The 18,773-nt window shown below is 37.5% G+C and carries 14 protein-coding genes and 2 tRNA genes; 12 read left to right on the top strand and 4 right to left on the bottom strand.

The window, feature by feature from the left end; translation table 11 throughout:
- The first annotated feature begins 248 nt into the window (after window positions 1–248).
- Window positions 249–1,535: an adenylosuccinate synthase gene (locus tag CKV71_RS00090; RefSeq protein ID WP_095102395.1), complete on the top strand. Its 1,287-nt coding sequence runs from the start codon at window positions 249–251 to the stop codon at window positions 1,533–1,535.
- A gap of 554 nt (window positions 1,536–2,089) precedes the next feature.
- Here the strand turns inward: CKV71_RS00090 and CKV71_RS00095 are convergent.
- A complete protein-coding gene (locus tag CKV71_RS00095) occupies window positions 2,090–2,983 on the bottom strand; it encodes a YitT family protein (RefSeq protein ID WP_095102398.1) in 894 nt (297 codons plus the stop codon).
- Window positions 2,984–3,089: 106 nt separating this feature from the next.
- Between CKV71_RS00095 and CKV71_RS00100 the strand changes: the two genes are divergently transcribed.
- Together CKV71_RS00100 and CKV71_RS00105 are read left to right on the top strand one after the other, a co-directional pair.
- A tRNA-Glu gene (locus CKV71_RS00100) sits at window positions 3,090–3,164 on the top strand.
- Between the two features lie 5 nt (window positions 3,165–3,169).
- Window positions 3,170–3,242, top strand: a tRNA-Asp gene (locus tag CKV71_RS00105).
- 52 nt (window positions 3,243–3,294) lie between these two features.
- Here CKV71_RS00105 and CKV71_RS00110 read toward each other — a convergent pair.
- Entirely contained in the window at window positions 3,295–3,897 is a 603-nt protein-coding gene (locus tag CKV71_RS00110; protein WP_095102399.1) for a stage II sporulation protein M, read from the bottom strand.
- 390 nt (window positions 3,898–4,287) lie between these two features.
- Here CKV71_RS00110 and yycF point away from each other — a divergent pair, with 390 nt between their 5' ends.
- The 7 genes from yycF to CKV71_RS00145 all read left to right on the top strand — a co-directional run bounded on the left by yycF (window position 4,288) and on the right by CKV71_RS00145 (window position 12,596).
- Window positions 4,288–4,989 carry a response regulator YycF gene (yycF, locus tag CKV71_RS00115; protein WP_095102401.1) on the top strand — a complete coding sequence of 234 codons (702 nt, stop codon included), beginning with the start codon at window positions 4,288–4,290 and terminating at the stop codon, window positions 4,987–4,989.
- 11 nt (window positions 4,990–5,000) lie between these two features.
- Window positions 5,001–6,845, top strand: a complete 1,845-nt coding sequence (gene walK, locus CKV71_RS00120) for a cell wall metabolism sensor histidine kinase WalK (RefSeq protein ID WP_095102403.1) — start codon at window positions 5,001–5,003, stop codon at window positions 6,843–6,845.
- Window positions 6,835–8,169, top strand: coding sequence for a YycH family regulatory protein (locus CKV71_RS00125; protein WP_095102404.1), 1,335 nt, complete (start codon window positions 6,835–6,837; stop codon window positions 8,167–8,169). Before walK ends, CKV71_RS00125 begins: the two co-directional genes overlap by 11 nt.
- The gene (locus CKV71_RS00130; RefSeq protein WP_095102405.1) at window positions 8,166–8,954 is read left to right on the top strand and encodes a two-component system regulatory protein YycI; all 789 of its coding nucleotides are present in this window, start codon (window positions 8,166–8,168) and stop codon (window positions 8,952–8,954) included. Before CKV71_RS00125 ends, CKV71_RS00130 begins: the two co-directional genes overlap by 4 nt.
- Before the next feature lie 271 nt (window positions 8,955–9,225).
- The gene (locus CKV71_RS00135) at window positions 9,226–10,026 is read left to right on the top strand and encodes an MBL fold metallo-hydrolase (RefSeq protein WP_095102406.1); all 801 of its coding nucleotides are present in this window, start codon (window positions 9,226–9,228) and stop codon (window positions 10,024–10,026) included.
- Window positions 10,027–10,468: 442 nt separating this feature from the next.
- Window positions 10,469–10,948 carry a 23S rRNA (pseudouridine(1915)-N(3))-methyltransferase RlmH gene (rlmH, locus tag CKV71_RS00140; RefSeq protein WP_095102408.1) on the top strand — a complete coding sequence of 160 codons (480 nt, stop codon included), beginning with the start codon at window positions 10,469–10,471 and terminating at the stop codon, window positions 10,946–10,948.
- A 133-nt stretch (window positions 10,949–11,081) separates the two neighbouring features.
- Entirely contained in the window at window positions 11,082–12,596 is a 1,515-nt protein-coding gene (locus CKV71_RS00145) for an MFS transporter (RefSeq protein ID WP_167376352.1), read from the top strand.
- A 66-nt stretch (window positions 12,597–12,662) separates the two neighbouring features.
- On the opposite strand, the gene CKV71_RS00150 is transcribed toward CKV71_RS00145, so the two are convergent.
- Together CKV71_RS00150 and pbp4 are read right to left on the bottom strand one after the other, a co-directional pair.
- Window positions 12,663–14,081 carry a pyridoxal phosphate-dependent decarboxylase family protein gene (locus CKV71_RS00150; protein ID WP_167376353.1) on the bottom strand — a complete coding sequence of 473 codons (1,419 nt, stop codon included), beginning with the start codon at window positions 14,079–14,081 and terminating at the stop codon, window positions 12,663–12,665.
- 46 nt (window positions 14,082–14,127) lie between these two features.
- Window positions 14,128–15,357, bottom strand: coding sequence for a penicillin-binding protein PBP4 (gene pbp4 / locus CKV71_RS00155; RefSeq protein ID WP_095107163.1), 1,230 nt, complete (start codon window positions 15,355–15,357; stop codon window positions 14,128–14,130).
- A gap of 257 nt (window positions 15,358–15,614) precedes the next feature.
- Here pbp4 and CKV71_RS00160 point away from each other — a divergent pair, with 257 nt between their 5' ends.
- Both CKV71_RS00160 and CKV71_RS00165 read left to right on the top strand, forming a co-directional pair.
- Complete coding sequence (locus tag CKV71_RS00160) at window positions 15,615–17,072, top strand: trypsin-like serine protease (RefSeq protein ID WP_231917525.1); 1,458 nt, start codon at window positions 15,615–15,617, stop codon at window positions 17,070–17,072.
- A gap of 174 nt (window positions 17,073–17,246) precedes the next feature.
- Window positions 17,247–18,644, top strand: coding sequence for an MDR family MFS transporter (locus CKV71_RS00165; protein ID WP_095102413.1), 1,398 nt, complete (start codon window positions 17,247–17,249; stop codon window positions 18,642–18,644).
- Window positions 18,645–18,773: the final 129 nt, after the last annotated feature.

Below are 18,773 nucleotides of genomic sequence, written 5' to 3' on the forward strand. Positions count from 1 at the left end.
TGTATATTAATGTACGGTTTTAAGTCGATTTAAAAGAAGGTAAATGTCAATAAGTATGTGTAACATTCTTGATGAAATAAGTCTTAAAACACCATTAATAAAGGCGTGAAGGCATTTTGTCGCTGAAATCGATGAAGTGCTTTTTGTCTAAAAACTGTAAAAAATAATGTTCGTTTTCTATTTGCATTACACGCTTACAATTGATAGAATACTTAATGGTTAATTGAGAATAACTTGGAGGTGCTCTTATGTCATCAATCGTAGTTGTTGGGACACAATGGGGAGACGAAGGTAAAGGTAAAATTACAGACTTTTTAGCAGAACAAGCAGACGTGATTACACGTTTTTCAGGCGGTAACAACGCTGGTCATACAATCAAATTTGGCGGCGAAACTTACAAATTGCACTTAGTACCATCAGGAATTTTTTATCAAGATAAACTTTCAGTGATTGGTAACGGTGTAGTTGTAGATCCTGTTGCTTTATTGAAAGAGTTGGATGCATTAAACGAACGCGGTATTCCAACAAATAATTTGCGCATTTCAAACCGTGCTCAAGTTATTTTGCCTTACCACTTATTACAAGATGAGTATGAAGAACGTCTTCGCGGCGATAACAAAATCGGTACGACTAAGAAAGGTATCGGCCCAGCATACGTTGATAAAGCACAAAGAATCGGAATCCGTATGGCGGATTTATTAGACAAAGAAACTTTTGAAAGATTATTAAAATCAAATCTTGAATACAAATCAGCATACTTCAAAGGTATGTTTAACGAAGAAGCTCCTGCTTTCGAAGATATCTTCGAAGAATATTACGCAGCAGGTCAACGTTTGAAAGAATATGTAACAGACACACCTAAAATCTTAGATGACGCTTTAGCAGCAAATGAACGTGTGTTATTCGAAGGCGCGCAAGGTGTAATGCTTGATATCGACCATGGTACATATCCGTTCGTTACATCAAGCAACCCGATTGCTGGTAACGTAACTGTCGGCGGTGGCGTAGGTCCAACTGCAGTATCTAAAGTAATCGGTGTATGTAAATCATATACTTCACGTGTGGGTGACGGTCCATTCCCTACTGAATTATTTGATGAAGATGGTCATCACATCCGTGAAGTCGGTCGTGAATACGGTACAACTACAGGTCGTCCTCGTCGTGTCGGCTGGTTCGACTCAGTCGTATTACGTCATTCACGTCGCGTGAGTGGTATTACTGATTTATCTATCAACTCAATTGACGTTTTAACTGGTTTAGACACTGTTAAAATTTGCGTGGCTTATGAGTTGGATGGAAAAGAAATCACTGAATACCCTGCGAACTTAAATGACTTGAAACGTTGCAAACCTATCTATGAAGAATTACCTGGATGGACAGAAGATATTACAGGCGTACAATCTTTAGAAGCACTTCCAGAAAATGCACGCCATTATTTAGAACGTATTTCTGAGCTTTCTGGTGTAGGCATTTCAATCTTCTCAGTAGGTCCTGATCGTACACAAACAAACATGTTAAAACCTTTATGGTCATAATTGGATAAAAAAGACGTGCATATCATGAAGATGTGTACGTTTTTTTTATATATGAGTTGAATGTTTTGTATATTGTGATTGGTGGTCTTGTGGGATTGGGCAGCGGCGGGTCGATTTAGACACTAGTTAGGCGAAAGTGTCTAGAAAAGGGTATAATCTAGACACAAGTTTTTGGGAAGTGTCTAGAAAAGGGTATAATCTAGACACAAGTTTTTGGGAAGTGTCTAGAAAAGGGTATAATCTAGACACAAGTTTTTGGGAAGTGTCTAGAAAAGCATGTAATCTAGACACAAGTTTTTGGGAAGTGTCTAGAAAAGCATGTAATCTAGACACAAGATTTAGAGAAGTGTCTAGAAAAGCATGTAATCTAGACACAAGTTTTTGGGAAGTGTCTAGAAAAGGGTATAATCTAGACACAAGATTCCGAGAAGTGTCTAGAAAAGGGCGTAATCTAGACACAAGATTCCGAGAAGTGTCTAGAATCCTCTGCATTCCCCGCCGGTCCGTCGCTCCATCACATTACACGTCCAGCCACCCCACACCTGCCCTCTAATTTAGTGAATATCTTTCTTGCGATGATGACCGCCACGTACTTCAGAAACATTACCGAAGGACAAGAAGGCGTTCGGATCGATTTGCATCACAAACTCTTTCAATTTGGCTTCTTCGACACGTGTGATAACACAGAAAACGACTTTACGCGGTTCGCCAGTATAAGCGCCCTCCGCATTTAAGTAAGTCACCCCACGCCCAAGACGGTCATTGATGGCTTCTCCGATTTCTTTATAATCATCACTGATAATCCAGACGGCTTTCGACTCATCGAGACCGACAAGTATCAAATCAATCATCTTGAACGCGATAAAGTAGGCTACAAAGCTGTACATCGCACTTTCCCAAGTGAAAATAAATCCTGCAAGCGCAAAGATGAAGAAGTTGAAAATCATGACGATTTCACCTACGGAAAAAGGAACTTTATTGTTCAAGAGGATAGACATGATTTCGGTACCATCCATCGTACCGCCTGCACGTATTACCAACCCTACGCCGATTCCGACAATAGCTCCGCCGAAAATAGTGATGAGAAGCGGTTCTTTAACTACAGCTTGTACGGGATGCAAGAGTGTGGTACCTACAGAAAGAATGGTAATTGCATATAAAGTAGAGATAGCAAACGTCTTACCTATTTGTTTATATCCTAAAAAGAAAAACGGTAAATTGAGTATGAAAATAAATAGGCCGAGCGACCATCCTGTTAAGTGGGATAAAATAATTGAGATACCGACAATGCCTCCATCAAGCAATTTGTTCGGCACTAAGAAAAGTTCCAGCCCTGCAGCTGTAAGTAATGCACCTATGGTTAAAAATAATATGCGGACAACAATTTGTGTGAGTGATAATTTTTTCTCTTTTCTGTTATGACCCCCAGAAATAGTAGTATGTTCCATAAATTTCCTCCTAAATTGGGTTATGTAAAAATTATACAAAAAAACTTTAAAAATAGCTTGTGTTTTTTAATACCGCTTGATATAATCAATCTTGTGCTTAAGAAATGGCTCCTTGGTCAAGCGGTTAAGACACCGCCCTTTCACGGCGGTAACACGGGTTCGAGTCCCGTAGGAGTCACCATTTCTGGTCTCGTAGTGTAGCGGTTAACACGCCTGCCTGTCACGCAGGAGATCGCGGGTTCGATTCCCGTCGAGACCGTATATTGCTCATCCAATAGGGTGGGCAATTTTTTTATGCTTTTTTATTAATATTATGTAAAGATTTTAAAAATCCATTCACTGACATAGGTTTCTAAAAAAGCTGCGATGATAATTAATGGTAACCCAATCAGTACAAATGCTTTAATCAAATTGAGAAGCGCTTCTTTAAGAGAATAGTTTTCTTTTTTATTGCTGCGAAATAGATTAGTAATTTTTCGAATAATAGCTTGATTAACCTTATATAATCCACTCGCCACAACGCATAAACCAAACATCTCAAATGTATAGTGAGGTATAGTTGCAATAATAGCTATAAAGCCACGGTAAGGCGTAAAGTTAAGTAAAAATCCCAATAATACTCCTGGAAGTACAGCGGTAAAAATTGTGTTTAATAAATAAAGGAGAGGGATAGGTATGAGCGCTAAGATAAACATTTGAGACGGTACTCTCAGTCCATTTTCATAAATAAATCCCCATACTTTGTGTAAACCAGCTTCATGGTCAAGATGCTCAGGTATTTTGTCTCCAATACTTTTAAGTGTATTGAATGAAGGATGAAATATGTAAGCTAAGATGATGCTGAGTACGAGAAAACAAGTCATCAACAGAAACATTTTCAGTGCTCGTTTAAGATAAGTTGAATCAGATAGCATATATAAACTCCTCTGTATTTAATCTCTCCCTTCAGTATAACAAACTAATTACAGAATTCAGGATTAATACCGTTCCTCATCCCAACCCGTCCCCTATCCCTTCATAAACAATTTACAATGCGAATGAGCGATGAGATGCTATAATATATCCGTATGCATGACTCTTTCAGTAAATCACATTTACCATTTTTAAACAGTAACCACGTTTTACCTTCTGCGCTTTTATCACTTTCTATACAATATTTTTGTTCAATTGTCGACAATCCTTTTAAATTTGTTAGGAAAATAGAATTGGTACGTCAAAAATGGTAAATTATATAGTAGATACTTATGTAAATTTATAATAGATTCATGTACGATTATTTAAGATTAGAAATGAGGTTTAGGATTATGGCGAGAAAAGTAGTTGTAGTAGACGATGAAAAACCTATTGCTGATATTCTAGAATTTAATTTGAAAAAAGAAGGTTATGAAGTCTTTTGTGCATATGATGGGAATGATGCAATCGACTTAATTTATGAAGAAGAACCAGATATCGTACTTTTAGATATTATGCTTCCTGGACGTGATGGCATGGAGGTTTGTCGTGAAGTCCGCAAGAAGTACGAAATGCCGATTATTATGTTGACTGCAAAAGACTCTGAAATTGATAAAGTCTTAGGACTTGAACTTGGTGCGGATGACTATGTAACCAAACCATTCAGCACACGTGAATTGATTGCACGTGTTAAAGCGAATTTGCGTCGTCGTAATACACAACCGGCACAAGAAGCGGAGAATGCACCAAATGAAATTACGATTAAAGATATCGTGATTTATCCAGATGCATACTCTATTAAGAAACGCGGTAAAGATATCGAATTGACACACCGTGAATTCGAATTGTTCCACTATCTAGCAAACCATATGGGACAAGTAATGACACGTGAACACTTATTACAAACAGTGTGGGGCTATGATTACTTCGGCGATGTTCGTACTGTCGATGTAACTATCAGACGTTTAAGAGAAAAAATTGAAGATGATCCGTCACATCCAGAATATATTGTGACACGCCGTGGCGTTGGATATTTCCTTCAACAACATGACTGAGGCCGTATTTTATGAAATGGCTTAAACAGTTCCAATCCTTACACACGAAACTCGTTATTGTTTATGTGCTGTTGATTATCATCGGTATGCAGATTATTGGTTTATATTTTACTAATAACTTAGAACGAGAATTGACACAGACCTTTAAGAACAATATTTCGCAATATGCGAAGCAGATCGAGATTAATGTGGAAAAGGTAAAAGAAGAAGATAATTCGGATAATGGGCAAAAAGAGATACAAAATCTATTAAACGAATATGCCAATCGCCAAGAGATAGAACAAATTAATTATATTGACCGTAATCAAATTATCATTGCGACATCTAAACAATCTAGACAGAGCATTGTAAATCAAAAAGCCAATGATACATCTATACAAAAAGCTTTATCACTTGGTCAGCCTAATGATCATACAATGCTGAAAGACTACGGCAAAGGTAAACAACGTGTTTGGGTTTATAACTTGCCTGTTAAGTCATCCAAAGGTGTTATTGGCGATATTTATATTGAATCAGATATTGATAGCGTTTATGACCAATTAAACAACTTTAACCAAATCTTTATCGTTGGTACAGCAATTTCACTCTTTATCACAGGACTCTTAGGTTTCTTCATTGCCCGTACGATTACTAAACCGATTACGGATATGCGGAACCAAACCGTCGAAATGTCTAAGGGTAACTATACGCAGCGTGTGAAGATTTATGGTAACGATGAGATTGGTGAGCTTGCCTTAGCCTTCAACAACTTATCTAAACGTGTGCAAGAAGCACAAGCGAATACAGAGAGTGAGAAGCGGCGTCTGGACTCTGTTATCACGCATATGAGCGACGGGGTTATTGCGACCGATCGTCGTGGCCGTATCCGTATCGTTAATGATATGGCGCTTAAAATGTTAGGCATGGCAAAAGAAGATGTTATGGGCTACAACATGCTCAGCGTCTTAGACCTTGAAGATGAGTTTGCTTTGGATGAAATGCAAGAAAATAATAACAGCTTCTTGTTAGATATTAACGAAGAAGAAGGCATTATTGCGCGTGTCAGCTTCAGTACGATTGTGCAAGATACTGGCTTTGTGACAGGTTACATCGCAGTGCTGCATGACGTTACTGAACAACAACAAAATGAACGTGAACGCCGTGAGTTCGTAGCTAACGTTTCACACGAATTACGGACGCCATTAACATCGATGAACAGTTATCTTGAAGCCTTGGAAGAAGGCGCTTGGAAAGATGAGGAAATCGCACCGCAATTCTTATCTGTTACGAGAGAAGAAACCGTGCGTATGATTCGTCTGGTCAATGACTTGCTGCAATTATCTAAAATGGATAATGCGAATGAAGAAAATGCTTCAAACCAAGTGACGAAAGAAATCGTCGACTTTAATATGTTCATCAATAAGATTATTAACCGTCATGAAATGGCAGCCAAAGATGTTACATTTGTACGCGATATTCCAGACGAAACTATTTTTACAGAAATTGATCCAGATAAGATGACGCAAGTGTTTGATAACGTCATCACTAATGCGACGAAATATTCACGCGGCGATAAACGCGTAGAGTTTCATGTGAAACCTAATCCGCTCTATAATCGCATGACGATTCGTATCAAAGATAACGGCATCGGTATTCCGATTACTAAAGTAGATAAGATATTCGACCGTTTCTTCCGTGTTGATAAAGCACGTGCACGTAAAATGGGCGGTACAGGTCTAGGATTAGCGATTTCTAAAGAAATTGTGGAAGCACATAATGGCCGTATTTGGGCAAATAGTGTCGAAGGCCAAGGTACTTCAATCTTCATCACTTTACCGTGTGAAGTCATAGAAGATGGTGATTGGGATGAGGCATAAGGAAGCGGCGAAATCAGTCATTTTGACACTGCTCGTCTTGATGAGTATCGTGTTAACGTATTTAATGTGGAACTTTTCTCCGGATTTAGCGAATATAGAAAGCCAAGATAGTAAGAAGACTACAGAGAATACTATCAGCAAGCCGAATTCTGAAACCATGGATAGTGCTATCTCACCTTATCAAATTATCTATAATCACGGTGATAAGACGGATGGCGCCTTAGAAACACGTAAATTGAATCGCGATGTCGTAAAAATATTAAAGAACCAGAAGATTACGAGTGCGTCTGAAATTTATCATGACCATAACTTATTTATTCCAGAACTCAGTGATAATTTTGTAGCGCTGGATTTCACCTATGATATGCCTTTAACGACTTATCTAGGACAAGTTTTGAATATGGACACTAAGATTCCAAGCAAGTTCAAATTCAGTCGCTTGATTATTGACGCCGATCAAGAGAAAACGGCTGTGCTCTATGCTATCGGTAACGACCGTCATCATGTAATGCGCTTGAATACTTCCATTCCAAGCCGTACTGTGAAAAAGACGGTAAAAACCATCCAGCCTGAGCTTACACCGTTCTCTGAGATTATCACAGGTAAAGAAACCATTGATTCAGCTTCGCATATTTTTGCACCAGAGAAGCCTAAGCATTTGAAAAGCTATCGTACGATTTTCAATCATATCAGTGTAGAAACGATGAACTCTATTTTATTCAATGATTCCGTAGTGGTGCGTAGTTCTAAGAGCGGCAATACAACGTATAACAATAATACTGGTGTAGCTACTTATAATACGAAACGTGAATTCTATCGTTACACGAACTTATCAGAAGATGAATCCAAATCTAAGGATATGATTAAAACAATTCCAAGTACGTTCGACTTTATTAACAGTCACGGTGGCTTCACAGATGATTATCGCTTATTTGAAGCCGATCCGAAATCCGGAGAACTGACTTATCAAATGTTCCTAAATGGTATTCCAGTATTTAATAAAGATGATTTAAGTACGATTAAGACCTCTTGGGGAGAAAAAGGAATCTTCAGTTATGCGCGCTCATTATTGAAAACGAATATTACGATTGATAGTGGAGAAGATAAGAAGGATTTACCAGGTGCAGAAACTGTACGTTCTAATTTAGCCAACAACCCTAATCTCGACTTTAAAAAAGTAACGAATATGATTGTCGGCTACAAGATGCAAGAAAAAGATGATGATGACATCGAAGTTCAACGTACAAGTGAATATGTACCAGAATGGTATATTCAATATAATGGTAAATGGTATGTTTACGAGAATGGGGGTCTGCAAGAATGAACTGGAAATATGCTAAGACACTCTTTATTTTCGTATTCCTGATTATTAATATCAGCTTAGCCATTATGTATGTGAATAAAATTAATAAATCCCATATCAATGATGTAGAAGATACGAATGAAGTAGATTTCAAACAAGAAGAAATTAAAATTCCTAAAGAACTGCCGGATGCACGCGGTATTAAAGCACAACTTATTACAGGCCGTTCTAAAGATTTCAAAGACTACGCGAAATCCAAGTCTGATGTGAAATCAGAGGATGGCGGTAAAGTAGCAGCCGGTACAATCAGTCCGGCAATTAGCGTTTCTAAAGATCAAGTGACTGCACTTAAATCTTATATGAAAAATAATGTTTACAAAGGCGAATATTATCAGCTTTATAATACAGACGATAATGAAGCGGTCTTCGAACAAACTTATCATGGATTGCCTATCATGAATAACGATAAAGCAAAGTTGAAGTTCAAGATTAATGATAATGAGGAAGCCAGTAGTTATCATCAAAGAGCCATCGCTGAAATCGGACCTTCTAAAGGTGAAAATAACCGAGAAAAGCAAGTTGTGAGCGCACGTAAAGCGATTGAGGCTTTATATTACAACCGTTACTTGAAACGCAATGATGCCGTTACAAGCGTACGTTTAGGTTATTATTCAGTGGTTCGAGAAACGAACGTACAAGTCTTTCAAGCTAACTGGGAAATCAAGGTTAACCATTCAGATAAAAAAGGTGATAAAACCTACTATGTAGAAGCGACCTCTAAGAATCCTAAGATTATTGTGCGTTGAAGCCAAATTTTTCAATAAGAGTACCTGTCTTTTATGCGGGTGCTCTTTTCTTTTTACCTGCAAGGTAGGAAGTAAGGACAAAAAGGTGTATAATTGTAGAGTGAAATTTCGTTTTTAAGTGGTACGGCAGTGTACGGACACACAAACGGCAATATGACCATTGACATATCCTGTCATTGTAAGCCGTATTTTTAACAAAGTGTTTTAAATTTGTGATAATAGTATTAATGAACGTACGATAATATAAATTAAGATTTGGAAACTAGAAAGGGTGAATCGCTTGATACGTATGAGCGTACTTGCGAGTGGCAGTACAGGCAATGCCACTTATGTTGAAAGTGATAAAGGCAGCCTGCTTGTTGATGTCGGATTAACCGGCAAGAAGATGGAAGAACTCTTTGGCAAGATTGATAGAAATATTGCGGACTTGAACGGTATTTTAGTGACCCATGAACATGTCGACCATATTAAAGGTCTCGGCGTACTCGCGCGTAAATACAAATTACCGATTTATGCGAACGAGAAGACATGGAAAGCCATTGAAAAGAAAGATAGCAAGATCCCAATGGATCAGAAATTTATCTTCAACCCTTACGAAACGCATGAATTGGGTGGCTTTGATATCGAATCATTCAACGTCTCTCACGATGCGATTGATCCGCAATTTTACATCTTCCACAATAACTACAAGAAATTTACGATGATTACAGATACAGGTTACGTTTCAGATCGCATGAAAGGCATGATTCGTGGCAGTGATGCCTTCATGTTCGAAAGCAACCATGACGTAGATATGTTGCGCATGTGCCGTTACCCATGGAAGACGAAACAACGTATCTTGAGTGATATGGGCCATGTATCAAACGAAGATGCTGCAATGGCAATGTGTGACGTCATTACAGGCAATACGAAACGCATCTATCTGTCACACTTGTCACGCGATAACAATATGAAAGATTTGGCGCGCATGAGCGTAGGACAAGTCTTGAACCAACACGATATCGATACCAATAAAGAAGTATTGCTCTGCGATACAGATAAAGCAGAACCAACACCTATTTATACTCTTTAAATTAAACAAACACATTAAGACGACTCTCGGACAAACTATGACATCCGGGAGTCTTTTTCTATGGAAAAGAATACTTGGAGAGTGCAAACTGTTTAAAATTGCATGGTATAATTTGGGATGGAGAAACAAGGGTAATGAGTGGCAGTTATACACAGTTATATGTAAAGAAAGCATTAACTTGTGAATAACTATGTAAGACTCACCTCAAAGTTATTCACAAAAAGAGGACAAGTTACTCACAACTGTGCACAATCCACAAAGAAATACCCACATTATCAACAGAGTTATCCACATATTAACAAGTTAATCACAGAATTGAGGATGAAGTGAGTAAAAAAGTACTGAATTTATATACATAAGCCACTTATTAAGACAGAATCGTGTGTATAAGTGAATAACTTGTGGATAACTCGAATAACTTCTGAATATTTGGAGGATTCAAATGAAAATTACAGTTTTAGCTGTTGGTAAGTTAAAAGAAAAGTATTGGAAACAAGCGATAGCCGAATATCAAAAACGCTTAGGTGCTTACACTAAAATTGAAGTCATAGAAGTACCCGATGAAAAAGCACCCGAAAATATGAGCGATAAAGAAGTCGAACAAGTGAAACAAAAAGAAGGACAACGACTCTTAGCGAAAATCAAGCCGCAATCCACAGTGATTACATTAGAGATTAAAGGCAACATGTTAACATCAGAAGGGTTAGCGAAGAACTTGCAGCAACGTATGGTACAAGGACAAAGCGATTTTACTTTCGTGATCGGCGGCTCAAACGGCTTACATCAAGACGTTTTAGACAGAAGTAACTATGCCCTCTCATTCAGTAAAATGACCTTTCCACATCAAATGATGCGGGTAATACTGTTAGAGCAAGTATATAGAGCATTTAAGATAATGCGAGGAGAAGCGTATCACAAATGATACGTTTCCCCTCTATACATCTCCCGAAAGAGTAAGAATACAACTTTATTGTTTACCAATGCAAAAAATAGGAGTAGAATAGTTAAGTTAAACAATTTATTTGAGGATTCAAAATTAGTAGGGAGTAATTATTATGGATTTTTGGTTAACAAGAAAAGGCCGTGTACTAGAAATCATGGTACTTGCCTTTATTACTGTGTTTGGCATTGGTTCCCAGTATTTTTCAAATTTAGCATATAGCCTCAATCAAGGTATACTTCAAACTTCATTTGGTATTGGCTCTCAACATCTTATTATTCCTTCAGTTATAGGCAATTTTGCATTTGCGCTGGGTGTTCCTCTCGGCCATACACTTACTCATAAATTTGGTTTTAAACGCAATTATTTATTCTTCGTTTTTTTATTTTTGATTGGATCTATTATAGGTTTATTTTCTTTCGATTTAGTTGTTTTATCTATCGCTAAGGCCATTCAAAGTTTTAGTACTGGTGTTTTATTCTTTACTTTATTACCTAAACTGTTTGTCAATTTCCCGAGAAGATATCGTAATGTCTTCTTATTTATGGTCATTGTCGGTTTATTCGGCGCTAACGCTTTAGGCGGTTTATCTGGCAGCTTGTCGCTCGAACTAGACAAATGGCAATGGGTTTTCATAGTTAACATTATTTCTGCAGTGTTATGTCTCATAATTGGTTATTTTTTATTAACAAAGGAAGAACATCATGAAACTTCTGACATTCATATTAGTAAACCCATGATGACAACACTTGTCTTAGGTACCTTAGCATTAGTGTTTCCTATGTCGGTCTTAACGCAAAAAGGCTGGAGTTCACTCTGGGTGTGGCCTTTATTGCTGTTAGCGTTACTCTTCATTGTCAACTTTGTTATTTCTAATAAAGCAGCTGAACATCCCGTAGTGCACTTTAAATCATTATTGACTAAGAAACCCCTTGTCGGTGCGGTAATGGCGATTTCTTCGCATCTCACTTTATTAGCTGGAATTGCTGGCATTAATGTGTATATTTTACGTATTTTGAAATTACCTTTTTCAATCTCTTTAAGATTTTATATTTACTTTTTCATTGGAGTAATTATTACAGGGCTTTTGAAAATGTTCTTCTATAGCGCAGTGGGTGCTGGATTCTTAGGTGCTCTAGGCTCATCAGCCCTGTTATATGTCAGTATTCACTGGATTATTTTAGAGAATACGGTCAATATTCCGCTTCTCTATTTCCAAGGTTTCTTATTAGGATTTGGCGCAAGTATGACCTTAGTGAGCGGCGCTATGGCAACTCTATTAGATGGTGATTTATTAAAGGCCTCTCAACGCTCGCAAACCATGCATACACTGCGTAATTACAGTGCGGCTATGTTAGTGCCTATTATTGCTTACATGATGAAAAATAATATCCAGAAAGGAACGCAATCCTTATATGGTGAAAATATTACTAATCCTTTAATCTATATGAAGAAAATGCAAGATGTAGCCATCAACGCAGATCATAAAGTATTTTTCTTAATGATTATTTTTAATGTTATCATGCTCGTTTCTTCTATTATTCAAATGTCTTTAGGAAAAGGCAGACGTATCACACCAGCAAAACCTACTAAAGATGTTAAGTTACACTTAGAAAATCAATCTTCATAAGAGAAAAAGAAACCCCTAAAAAGTTCAACTTTTTGGGGGTCACTTACTATCAGGAAGTATTTTTAATTAAGCATCTTTCATATTGTAATCATTAATATATTGATCGAGTCGATTGATTGTTTCTCTGATGTCATCGTGTGTCGTTAATGGGTTCGTTGTACATAAACGAATGACACGTTGATTATTTAATACTGTGGTATAAGCAATGGCATAACCAGAATCCGCAATTTTTTGAGCAGCCATACTATTGAGTTGATTATTTTGTACTTCGGTTAAATCACTATTTTCATATCTGAAGTTTACAATAGAAAGATTAGCATGTGAGATAATACGCCAGTTATCGAGACCTGATACGTATTCTTCTGCATATTCTGCTAAACCTTCACCGTATTTAATACGTTCGATAATTTCATCTTCACCAATGACTTGCAAGGTAATCCATAATTTTAAAGCACGTGCTGGACGTGTAAGTTCAATGCCTAACATTTCTGGATCAATCACATCATCATCTGAAGCAATATCATCCAAGTACTCAGCATCTTCGCCAAAGCTTTGCAGCAGATGATTCTTTTCTTTCACAATCACCATGGCACAGCTGTACGTTTGGAACAATAGTTTGTGGGCATCCCAACTAGCACTATCTGAACGTTCAATGCCTTTAAATAGGTGCTGTGCTTTGTCGGATAAGATATGAGACAAGCCATAAGCACCATCTACATGGAGCCAAAGATTATAGTTGTCACAAATATCTCCAAGTGTGGTGAAATCATCGACAGAACCTGTATTAGTAGTGCCGGCAGTCGCGATTACCATAGCAGGTTTGTAGCCATCTTTAATGTCTTTATCAATGGCTGCTTTTAAGCTGTCTGTATTCATTGTAAAGTCGTCATTGTAATCAATTCTGCGGATATTATTTTTAAGGAAGCCTGCAACATGCAAGGCTTTGCCAACAGAATGGTGGGTTTGAGATGTGAGATAAACGGTGGCTTTTTTTATATCTTCCATTTCTACTTGTGCATCTCTAGCCGCAACGATAGCTGTTAAATTGGCCATTGAACCGCCGGAAACAAAGACCCCGCCGGCCGGTTTGATTTCATAACCGATTTTTCCTGCTAAGTAGTTAATTAAATTACGCTCAATATTGATCGGCAGCGTCGCATTAGCAAAATTTGAGGCATGGATATTGTTCGCTGTCGTTAAAATATCTCCAAGCCACGATAGGCGTGATGCTGGACCTGGTATAAATGAGAATGAACGCGGATGGTTCGGACGATATAAATAATTCAGCACTTCATTATTTAAATCTTTGAGTACTTCGTAAATATCTCGCCCTTTATTCGGCACTTCCATCTTTTCATATTTCTCTCTCAATTCAAGCGGTGCCTGTTGTGTCGCAGGTAAGTCTCCAATATCTCTGGATAAATATTTATTGACTTCATCTCTGATAATCGTCTCTAAGTCGATATTGTTCTCATTGAATTCCATTTCCATACTCTCTCCTTCAGTTATATTTTTATAAAAGGTAGACGTATTAATTACGACGTTTTACTACAATATAAATGATAGCAGATATTAATAAAACCACGCTAACCATAACGGCGAAACCCAGAAGGTGTCTTCCCCAATGAATAACATGCTGCGCTTTAACACTCGGTGCATGTGCACCTTTTAGAAATTGACGAGGATAATCGACTTGCAACTTATCATTTGTGATTTTCAATTTATATTGATGCTTGTCTTTCGGAACGACATCATATAAATCTTGTTTGACTTCATAAGTTTTGCCATCAATTTCGTGCTCGCCTTTACCAATAACTTTGCGGTATTCGTAATGTTTGAAGGCATCTTCAGTTAAAGCATTTGCGATTTTTTGGCGTGCATGTTTTGAAACTTCGCTTGGATAAGGTTGTACATTCATGACTGTCGTATCGATACGCAAGTGGTTGCGCTCGGCTGTAAGTGCTAAATTATAGCCGTTTTCACTTGTGCCGGTCTTCAAACCTTGAACTCCTTTACAAGCATCAACTGAATTTGGGAGTGAAAGGTTAGTATTCGTTAAAGTTTTACCGTATTGCGAATCTGTACGTAATGAAGAGTAATGCAGTATTTTAGGATATTTCTTAATAATCGCTCTTGATAGTATCGCCATATCTTTAGCAGTGCTTTTCGAAGCGGTTTCGCTTGCATATTTTTTAGGTGCAAATTGTTGAATTAAACGATTGTTGGCGCCACTAGGATTAGTGAAATGCGTATGTATCATTCCTAAGTCTTTCGCTTTTGCATTCATCTTATCTGTGAAGCGTGAAACATCGCCATCTACTTTCTCAGCTAGAACGATAGTTGCTGCATTGCTTGATTCAAGCATCGCCTGTTTAAGGAGCTGGTCCACTGTATAAGTTTGTTTATTTTTTAAAGGAAAAGTAGTGAGATTGGGTAATTGCGCCAGTTGTTCATATCTAGGAGTAATCTTAATGCTGTCCGAATAATGGATCTTTCCTTGGCTGGCAGCCTCTAGAACTAAATAAGCAGTCATAAGTTTAGTAGTAGAAGCGGGATCAATACTATGGTCTCCTTGATAATTGTAAAGAATTTGACCTTGCTGCGTAATTACATAGGCACCTTTAGGATTATATTGCTTATCTAAAGTTTGATGATAGTGTTTCGAAATTTCCACCGGAGTTTGTTGTGCGTGAACGTCGGGTGTCATAAGAACTGAACCTAAAAATAAAACTGAAATAATAATACTTAGAATCCTTTTCAAAATAATAATTCCTTCCTTCGTACAATCATATAATTCAATTTTACGATAACAAAAAAATACATTCAACATATATTAAAAGTTCTTCAAACCTCTTTTTATTCCTATTTAAAAAAGACTTTTCCTTGTTTTGGAATGCAATTTCAAATAAACGAAAATAAATCTATTAGTTTAGGCAAAAATGTATTGCTATACATAGTTGTAAAGTATATGATATTTAAGAAGTAATAAAGTGTATAGTTTTACACAATAAGTGGGAGATGAGAAAAGTGGCTAAGAACGCTAGGATGAGTAAATATATTTATGGCGTCGCATTAGGATTAGTGATGATTTGTGTGCTATTCATGTTTCAAGTGAATAAAGTGCAAGCTGCAGAGATGACAGGAGTCAAACAAGTCGCCAATCAGAAAGTAATCAATGGAAAGACGAACCAGGCTCAAGCGAAGGCAAATTATCAGAGTCATACACAAGCACCACGCACAGTAACAAAACCTGTTAATACGAAGGTCGTGCCATCTCAGTCCACAACAACTCCTAAGATAGTGAAAAATAAATCACCTCAGAAATTGACAGCAACTCATAATTACAAGACTGTACCACAACCTGTGAAACAACCCGTAAAAGCACCTGCTAAGATTGCACCAAAAATGAAACCGCAATTATTAGCAAGCACAGTTAAAACAACTAATGCTAAGCCTAAACCAGTGACTCCGGTTAAGAAAGTAGCAGTAGCACCGAAAAAGGTCGCACCTGTGAACACTAAGAAACCTGCAGTAGCCGCAAAAGCAAAACCGCAGATGTTAGCTACCACTACGAAAAGTCAACCTGCCAAAAAGGCACCGGTTAAAGTCGCAAGCAAGCCAAAAGCAGTACCGAAACCTGCACCAAAAGTAGCGCCAAAACCAACAACAAGCAATTACTATAACCAAGCGCCAAAACGCTGGCCTGCTAATATGCCTGGTGGCGATAATGTACGTGATTTTGGTCAGACTACGTATGCTTCAGGTATTAATGATGCTTTGAAAATTATGAAAGCTTCAGGTAATAAAGGTGTGAGTATTGAGCATACTACACCCCAAGAAGCGAATATTGCGACGGTATTTAATTGGAATCCAACAGCTAAAGCTTTAACGTATGGAACTGGAACAGCAATTGGCAAACATACTATCCTTACAGCCAATCACGTTGTGAATGATCAACAAGCACATAAACCGATGACGCCGTCTAAAGTGCAAAATTTACGTATCAATTTATCGCAACAAGGTTCCAAAATAATGCGTACACTTACAGTTACAGGTGTTAAAATGATGCAATATGGCGACGTGGCTTTATTGTATACGAATGAAGATATTTCTAAATATATGAGCGTACGTAAAATTGCGCCAGAAGCTTCGATAACGAATATGAAAGCCAATACACCGATTCACTTATATCATTACGGTTTGCCTGCTGGTCAATTCAAAAATGATCCAATGGGGACGATGTATCACTCAAGAGGTAAATATTCCATGATGGCACGTAACGTCAATCCAATCGGCTACTATCAAATGATGGCTGAGCCAGGCTCTTCAGGCGGTGCGATTTTAAATAGTAAAAGTGAAGTTATCGGCGTACATGCTTTCAGAATTGCTTCAGGTGAATATCAAAAGTACAACCTTAATACGATGGCAGAATTAAGAGGGAACCTTCGCAAAGAAGTCTTACAAAATATAAAATAAAGTAATTGACTACTCATCAAACGACAAGAAACGGGTAAAGTGTTTTGTCTGAGAGAGTAGTCTTTTTATTTTTCAAAAGAAAAAAGTATAAATAAACGGCAATATTGACAAGCGGATAATAATCCATTTATTATTGGAATGTTCGAGTAAATAATTGATGAGAGGGATGTTATTTTGGCACAGTTAGAGAAACGTGATAAGACATTGCTCGTTGCCATTTTAATGATAGGTTCATTTGTAGCGATATTGAACCAAACATTGATGACAACTGCATTGCCGAGCATCATGAAACAAATGCATTTAACCAGCAGTACAGTGCAATGGCTGACTTCTATATTTATGTTAGTGAATGGAATTATGATTCCGATAACTGCCTATTTAACACAACGTTTTACGACGAGAACGCTTTATTTTTCAGCATTGACGTTCTTCATTATCGGATCGCTCATATGCGTAGCTACTGATCAATTTAATGTGATATTAATTGGACGTGCGGTTCAAGCCATGGGCGCAGGTATTCTTATGCCACTCATGCAAACAGTATTGTTCTTAGTATATCCAGCTAATAAACGTGGCCAAGCCATGGGAATGTTCGGTTTAGTTGTTGGGTTTGCGCCTGCAATTGGTCCGACACTATCAGGTTGGGTAGTTTCTCAATATAGTTGGAAAGTAATTTTCTATATCTTGTTAGTCGTGACGATTATAGATTTATTGTTTGCGTTGAAATATGTGAAGAACGTGACAGATGTGACGAAACCGAAATTGAATATGCTGTCCGTGACATTATCGACATTAGGATTTGCGGCTTTGCTGTTTGGATTTAGTGAAGCGGGCAACTTAGGATGGACACATCCGCTTGTATATTCAATGATTATCGTCGGCGTCATCATCTTGACCTTCTTTGTATTAAAACAATTAAGAATGAAAAATCCATTTCTTAATGTGCGCGTATTTAGTTATAAGTCCTTTACCATGAATATGATTCTGGTATGTATTGTCTTTATTTCCTTTATTGGAAGTCAAACAGTATTATCTTTCTATATGCAGGATTTACATCATTTTTCACCATTGAAATCTGGTTTAGCATTAATGCCAGGAGGAATAATCACAGGTATCTTATCACCGATTACAGGTCGAATCTTCGACAAATATGGCGGTAAATTCTTATCTATTGCTGGCTTAGCAATCGTCGTAATGACCTCATTTGCATTCACACAAATTGATGCACACACGTCATTTACTTATATCACGATATTCTTTGCGATATCATTAGCTGCCAATGCGATGGTCTTCAATCCATTAACCACAGCTGCTCTAAATAATTTGCCACGACCAATGGTGCCGCATGGTACTTCCATGAATAATACAATGCGCCAAGTCGGAGCTGCCATGGGATCAGCCATGTTAGTCACTGTGATGAATACAGCGATATTAAATCCGCATCAATATGGTATAGATGGCTTAGTTCACGGTGTGCGTGTTGCCTATATTGTGATTTGCGTCATTGCGGTCATTGGCTTGATATTAGCGATTTTTAACCCAACTTCTAAAAAAGGATATACAGGAAAATAAGAATGAATTTTTTAAGTAAATGCTTTTAGCTATCTAAATGTACATTAAAAATTTATATTTTTATCTCTCTATATATGTAAATCACCTTGCAATATTAATGGGGTGATTTTTTTATTTATTTATGCTATT

The organism is Staphylococcus piscifermentans (assembly GCF_900186985.1).
Taxonomy (GTDB): domain Bacteria; phylum Bacillota; class Bacilli; order Staphylococcales; family Staphylococcaceae; genus Staphylococcus; species Staphylococcus piscifermentans.